At 71.9% G+C, this 6,186-nt stretch carries 6 protein-coding genes and 1 pseudogene; 4 read left to right on the top strand and 3 right to left on the bottom strand.

Annotated features, from left to right (window positions below; translation table 11 throughout):
• The 3 genes from B4E30_RS07970 to mvk form a co-directional block, all read right to left on the bottom strand.
• Positions 1 to 1,039: phosphomevalonate kinase (locus B4E30_RS07970; RefSeq protein ID WP_286794568.1), on the bottom strand; the 1,039-nt coding region annotated here is incomplete at its 3' end.
• On the bottom strand, positions 1,036 to 1,998 hold the full coding sequence (mvaD, locus tag B4E30_RS07975; protein ID WP_286794570.1) for a diphosphomevalonate decarboxylase: 963 nt from the start codon (positions 1,996 to 1,998) through the stop codon (positions 1,036 to 1,038). The genes mvaD and B4E30_RS07970, both read right to left, overlap by 4 nt.
• Entirely contained in the window at positions 1,995 to 3,020 is a 1,026-nt protein-coding gene (mvk, locus tag B4E30_RS07980) for a mevalonate kinase (protein ID WP_194383136.1), read from the bottom strand. Before mvk ends, mvaD begins: the two co-directional genes overlap by 4 nt.
• Positions 3,021 to 3,148: 128 nt before the next feature.
• Here mvk and pyrR point away from each other — a divergent pair, with 128 nt between their 5' ends.
• The 4 genes and pseudogenes from pyrR to B4E30_RS08000 form a co-directional block, all read left to right on the top strand.
• Positions 3,149 to 3,679: a bifunctional pyr operon transcriptional regulator/uracil phosphoribosyltransferase PyrR gene (gene pyrR, locus B4E30_RS07985; protein ID WP_286794573.1), complete on the top strand. Its 531-nt coding sequence runs from the start codon at positions 3,149 to 3,151 to the stop codon at positions 3,677 to 3,679.
• Positions 3,676 to 4,647 (top strand): aspartate carbamoyltransferase catalytic subunit, encoded by a 972-nt coding sequence (locus B4E30_RS07990; protein WP_286794575.1) that lies wholly within the window; start codon positions 3,676 to 3,678, stop codon positions 4,645 to 4,647. Before pyrR ends, B4E30_RS07990 begins: the two co-directional genes overlap by 4 nt.
• Positions 4,644 to 5,960, top strand: coding sequence for a dihydroorotase (locus B4E30_RS07995; RefSeq protein ID WP_286794577.1), 1,317 nt, complete (start codon positions 4,644 to 4,646; stop codon positions 5,958 to 5,960). The genes B4E30_RS07990 and B4E30_RS07995 overlap by 4 nt, the downstream gene beginning before the upstream one ends.
• A pseudogene (locus B4E30_RS08000) lies at positions 5,957 to 6,186 on the top strand (hypothetical protein); the annotation flags it as partial. The gene B4E30_RS07995 and the pseudogene B4E30_RS08000, both read left to right, overlap by 4 nt.

The raw sequence follows: 6,186 nt of genomic DNA on the forward strand, positions 1-6,186 counted from the left end.
CGCGCCACGCACGCTCGAGCGCATCGCGCTCCACCGTCGGGTGCACGAGCGCGACGCCGCAGTCGCCGCCACCCGCGCCGGACGCCTTCGCGGCCGCGCCCATCCCTTCGATGATGTCGCACATCTCACGCAGGCCGGCCGTTTCGATCTCCACGCCCGAGGCCGCTGCCAGATCCCGCAGCACCCTCCGAGCCTGACGGAGCGCCGCTTGGGCGGCGGTGGCGTCGTCGGCGGCGAACGCATCCCGAAGAGCGAGCACGGCGCTGCGGGAGTCGGAGAGGAACGCCGGGTGGTCGACGTCGCCGCGTTCGACGGCCGCGCGGACGGCGGAGACGAGCGACCGGGTCGATGCCGGTGCGCCGGTCCACCCCACGACGAGGTCGAGATCGGTCGGCGGCTCGATCGGGACGATCTCGCCGACCTCCCACGCGGGAAGCCGCAGGCGGCGCTCCACCTCGAGCGCACCGGCGGCCGCGAGAACCTCGCGATCGGGGCTCCGATAGAAGATCCAGCCGCCGTGCGTGCTCGCCGCGACATCGCCGCCGCTCGCATCGGGCGACACGCTGAGCGTCGCCAGCATGGCCAGGCGGTACTCCTCGTCGGGCGTCAGGGCGAGCCCGAGATGACCTCCGACCGCCCGGACGACGCCGACGGTGACGGCGGCGGAAGAGCCGAGACCGAACTTGCGTCCGGCGCCGTCGTCGAGGCCGCTGTCGATGTCGAGGGCGAACACACCATCGGGGATCGATCGCTCCCGCCGCAGATCTTCCATCACGGTGAGCGCCGCGACCACGTATTCGAGCCCGTGCTCCTCATCCGACACGTCGATGCCCGGCGAAGCGGGGGTCCATGTCAGCGTCTTGTAGCCGGTGGAGGTCACCACGCGTGCCGGAGCGGCCGCGTCCAACGTCACGGTGACCCCGAGGTCGACCGCCGCCAGCACGGCCGGCTGCCCCGGCGTGACGACGGCGTACTCGCCTGCGATGAACAGTTTCCCGGGGATGCGGACGACGATCCGCGCGGGCGAGGGATGCGTCACGCGGATCTCTCCCGCAGGGTCGCGCCGGGCCCCGGTCGGGCGACCACCGTGTCTGCGAGGGTGCTGATGCGACGTGACACCGCCGGAGTGTCCGCCGGTGCGCAGACGATGCAGACGTTCGGGCCGGCATCGGCGGTGGCCCAGGCGCGCACGCCCTCGCGGCGCAGCGTCTCGACCGCGTCGAAGATGGACCAACTCGTCGGCGTGAGGTAACGGATGGACGGATCACTGCCCTGGATGACCGCGTGCATCCGCAGCGCGTTGGTCTCGGTGATGCGGCCCAGCCGCTCCAGGTCTCCGGCGCGGCACGCCTCCTGTGCCGCAGCCAGCGACTGAGCCGTCGAGGTCACCCACGCGGGATAGTACGGCGAGGTCAGCGCGGTGCGCCGCATCGCCTCACGACTGGAGACGGCCTTCTCGCCCGCGTCGACGGTCGCGATGACCATCTCGATCTCGGGCGCATCGATGTGCTCGGCGAACGAATGCTCATCGTCGCCCGCATGCCAGATCGCGAACTGCGAGATGATCGATCGCGACGCCGATCCGGAACCGCGTCGGGCGAGCCGGCTGAGCGCGCGGGTGTCGAGGTCGAGTCCGTATGCGGTCGACGCCGCGAGCGCCAGCGCGGCGAAACCCGACGCGGACGAGGCGAGCCCGGCCGCGGACGGGACGGTGTTCCGCGTCACCACCTCGGCGGCGGCATCGCTGCCGGCGAGGTGCCGCACGTGATCGAGGAACCTGACCACGCGCTCCCGCACGACGCCCCCGCGCTCGGAGCCGTTCATCACGACGCGGTCGACTGCCGCCCCGGTGTCGGTGCGCACGGTCGTCGTCGTCGGGAAGACGTCCAGAGTCATCGACAGACTCCCCGTCGCGGGCAGATTCTGCGCGGTGTCCGCCTTGCCCCAGTACTTCACCAGGGCGATGTTGGGATGCGCCTGCGCCGTGGCGGTGGTCACGCGACCTCCATGTGAGTCGTCCAGGCCGCGGGAGCGCCCGCCGTGCGCATCCGTCTCACGACGGTGGCGGCATGCTCGGGATCGTGGGCGAGCGCGATCACGCACCCGCCGCGACCACCGCCGGTGAGCTTGGCCCCGGCGGCACCCGCAGCGCGGGCGGCGGCCGCGAGGTGGTCCAGGGCCGGGTCACCGACGCCGAGGGTGCCGAGATGGCGATGGGCGGCATCCATCGCGGAACCGAGTCCGTCCAGGTCGCCGTGCGAGATGTCGGCACGAGCCTGCGCCGTCAGCTCCGCGAGCGCCCCGACGGCACGGTCGAACACCTCGGGCGATGACTCGCGCAGCGAGCGGACGGCGCCCACGGCCTCGCGCGTGCGGCCGCGCACCCCCGAGTCCGCCACGACGAAGTGCAGAGCGGTCCCGACGGTGATCGGCTCGACGCTGCCGCGCCGGAACCAGATCGGGCCGGGTGCACAGACGGCGCGGGCATCGAGACCGCTCGGCGCCCCGTGCGCGGCGCGCTCGGCGTCCTGGATGAGCGCGAATCGCTCGTCGGGGTCGAGGTCGCGACCGAGGGCGCCCGAGACGGCCGTGACGACGGCGGCGGCGACCGCCGCGCTGGAGCCCACACCGCGCTCGGAGGGGATGTCGCTGTGGATGCGCACGTGAAGCCTCGCATCCGGCGCTCCCGCCGACGCGAGGGCGGTGCGAACGGCCGTGACGGTGGGAAGCAGGCGAGCAGGTGCCGCATCGAGCGGGCCGTGGAACAGCTCGCTGTCGATGCGCGAGGCCCGTGACGTGGCGGCGGCCTCCGCGCGGGCCGCGATGGACGTGATCGGCAGCGCGATCGCCGGGTGGCCGTAGACCACCGAGTGCTCGCCGATGAGGATGGCCTTGCCGGTGGCCTCGCCGATCCCGTTCCCCGGCTCGGGGTCGCCGACGAGCGCGTCGACGGTGCCGGTCGCGCGGGGCTGTGGGGGAGCGTCCCCGCGGAGGGCGCTCGCGTCGGTCTTCGGGGTCATAGCGGGCTGGCCAAGCCTAACAGTCGACGATCCGCACGGGCCGTGGACGACCGGTGCCACCGGTTCCGATAGAGTGACCGTGATCGCATCCTTTAATCCCGTCCCGTGAGACGGAGAAGGGAGCGCCGATGAGCACGCGCACCGTGCTGCACGACGCCGACATCGCCCGGGCACTGACCCGCATCGCCCACGAGATCCTCGAGTCGAACAAGGGGCCCGACGGGCTCGTGATCCTCGGGATCCCCACGCGCGGAGTCACCCTCGCCGCCCGGATCGCCGGGCTGGTATCGCGCTTCGGCGGCGCTCCCGTTCCGGCGGGAGCCCTCGACGTGACCATGTACCGCGACGACCTGCACCGCAACCCGACGCGGGCGCCGCATCCCACCGAGATCCCTCCCGGCGGCATCGATGGACGAACGGTGATCCTGGTCGATGACGTGCTCTTCTCCGGGCGCAGCATCCGCGCGGCCCTCGACGCCCTCCAGGACATCGGCCGACCGGCGGCGGTGAGGCTCGCGATCCTCGTCGACCGCGGCCACCGCGAGCTGCCGATCCGTCCCGACTTCGTCGGCAAGAACCTCCCCAGCGCACGCGACGAGCGCGTGAACGTGCGGCTCGTCGAGATCGACGGCGTCGACGAGGTGGCGATCGGGTCATGAGACACCTTCTCGACACGCGCACGCTCACCCGCGAGGACGCCATCCGCGTCCTCGACGTCGCCGAGGACATGGCCGACACGCAGCGCCGGGAGGTCAAGAAGCTGCCGACGCTGCGCGGCAAGACCGTCGTGAACCTCTTCTTCGAGGACTCCACCCGCACCCGCATCTCGTTCGAAGCGGCCGCCAAGCGGCTCTCGGCCGACGTCATCAACTTCTCGGCGAAGGGGTCGAGCGTGTCCAAGGGCGAATCCCTCCAGGACACCGCTCAGACCCTCCAGGCCATGGGCGCCGACGCCGTCGTGATCCGTCACGGCGCGTCCGGGGCCCCCCAGACGCTCGCGACGAGCGGATGGATCAGCGCCGGCGTCGTCAACGCCGGCGACGGCACGCACGAGCACCCCACGCAGGCGCTCCTCGACGCCTTCACGATCCGCAAGCGCACCCATGGCTCGGCCAGCCGGGGTCGCGGTCTGGACGGTCTTCACGTCGCGATCGTGGGCGACATCCTCCACTCCCGGGTCGCGCGATCGAACGTCTGGCTGCTGACGACGCTCGGCGCCCGCGTCACCCTCGTCGCGCCGCCCACCCTGGTGCCGCAGGACGTGACCGCCTGGCCGGTGACGGTGCGATACGACCTGGACGATGCGATCGCCGACGCGCCGGACGCGCTCATGATGCTCCGCATCCAGTTGGAGCGCATGAACGCCGCATATTTCCCCACTGAGCGGGAGTATTCCCGTCGCTGGGGCCTGGACCCGCTGCGGCTGGAGGCTCTCCCGCCCGGTAGCATGGTGCTGCATCCGGGACCGATGAACCGCGGCCTGGAGATCTCGGCGGCCGCCGCCGATTCCCCCCGTGCAACCGTGCTGGAGCAGGTCGCGAACGGCGTCTCCGTTCGCATGGCCGTGCTCTACCTCCTGCTGGCGGGGGACCATTCGAGCGCGAACGCAAAGGAGGAAGGCCGATGAGTATCCCTCACATCGGCGCAGAGCCCGTCGTCTACCGCGGCGTGCGGGTCTCCGGCGGCGACGCCCGTGACCTCGTCGTCGACGGGGGAGTGATCACGGCTCTCGACGGGGAGGCGCCGGGGGACGCGCGCATCGTCGACGCCGACGGACTCATCGCTCTCCCCGGCCTCGTCGATCTGCACACCCACCTGCGCGAACCCGGATTCGAGGCGTCCGAGACGATTCTCACGGGATCGCGCGCGGCGGCGGCCGGCGGCTACACCACGGTCTTCGCGATGCCCAACACCTCCCCGGTCGCCGACACCGCCGGCGTCGTCGAGCAGGAGCTCGCACTCGGCGAGGCGGCCGGCTACGTCCACGTGCAGCCGATCGGCGCGGTCACGGTCGGCCAGCGCGGCGAGCGCCTCGCGGAGCTGGGCGCGATGGCGAGCTCTCGCGCACGTGTGCGCGTGTTCAGCGACGACGGCTTCTGCGTCTGGGATCCGCTGATCATGCGTCGTGCCCTCGAGTACGTGAAGTCCTTCGACGGCGTGATCGCTCAGCATGCGCAGGATCCCCGGCTGACCGAGGGCGCCCAGATGAACGAGGGCACGGTATCCGCCGAGCTCGGACTCGCGGGATGGCCCGCCGTCGCCGAGGAATCGATCATCGCCCGCGACGTGCTCCTGGCTGAGCACGTGGGCTCCCGCCTGCACGTCTGCCACCTCTCCACCGCCGGGTCGGTCGAGATCATCCGCTGGGCGAAGGCCCGCGGCGTCGAGGTGACGGCGGAAGTGACGCCGCACCATCTCCTGCTGACCGAGGAGCTCGTGCGCGGATACGACCCGCGTTTCAAGGTCAATCCGCCCCTTCGCCGTGATGAGGACGTGCGAGCCGTGCGGGAGGGCCTCGCCGACGGCACCATCGACATCGTGGCGACCGATCACGCACCGCACCCGGCGGAGGCGAAGTCGTGCGAATGGCAGGCAGCTGCCCACGGAATGGTGGGCCTCGAGAGCGCTCTCCGCGTCGTGCAGCAGACGATGGTCGACACCGGGATGCTCGAGTGGGCCGATGTCGCGCGAGTGATGTCCGCGGTTCCCGCGCGCATCGGGCGCCTGACGGCGCCGGCGCTCGAGGTCGGCGCGCCGGCCGCGTTCGTGCTCTACGACCCGCGTCCGGCGCGCACGTTCACGCGCGATGACCTCCACGGTCGCAGCGTCAACTCGCCCTACCTCGGTCGCGATCTGCCCGGTGAGGTGAGATGGACCGTCAACGGCGGGTTCGTCACGGTCGCCGACGGAGAGCTGGTCGATCGGGAGGGCGTCGCATGAGCCGCGAAGCCGCACTGCTGGTGATCATGGCGGTCGCCGTCGGCCTGCTCGTGCTGGCAGCCGTCGGCTGGTGGCGCCGGATGCGCCGCGACCGTGCACTCGAGCCCCCGGTGGGGGAGATCCCCGCCGGGGCGCTGGAGCGCGACCGCTTCGCGGTTCTGTACGTCGCGACCACGCGCCCCGATCAGCCGCTGGAGCGCCTGGCCATCCGGGGGATGGGATTCCG

This window comes from Microbacterium sp. UBA3394 (genome assembly GCF_002358725.1).
GTDB lineage: Bacteria > Actinomycetota > Actinomycetes > Actinomycetales > Microbacteriaceae > Microbacterium > Microbacterium luteum.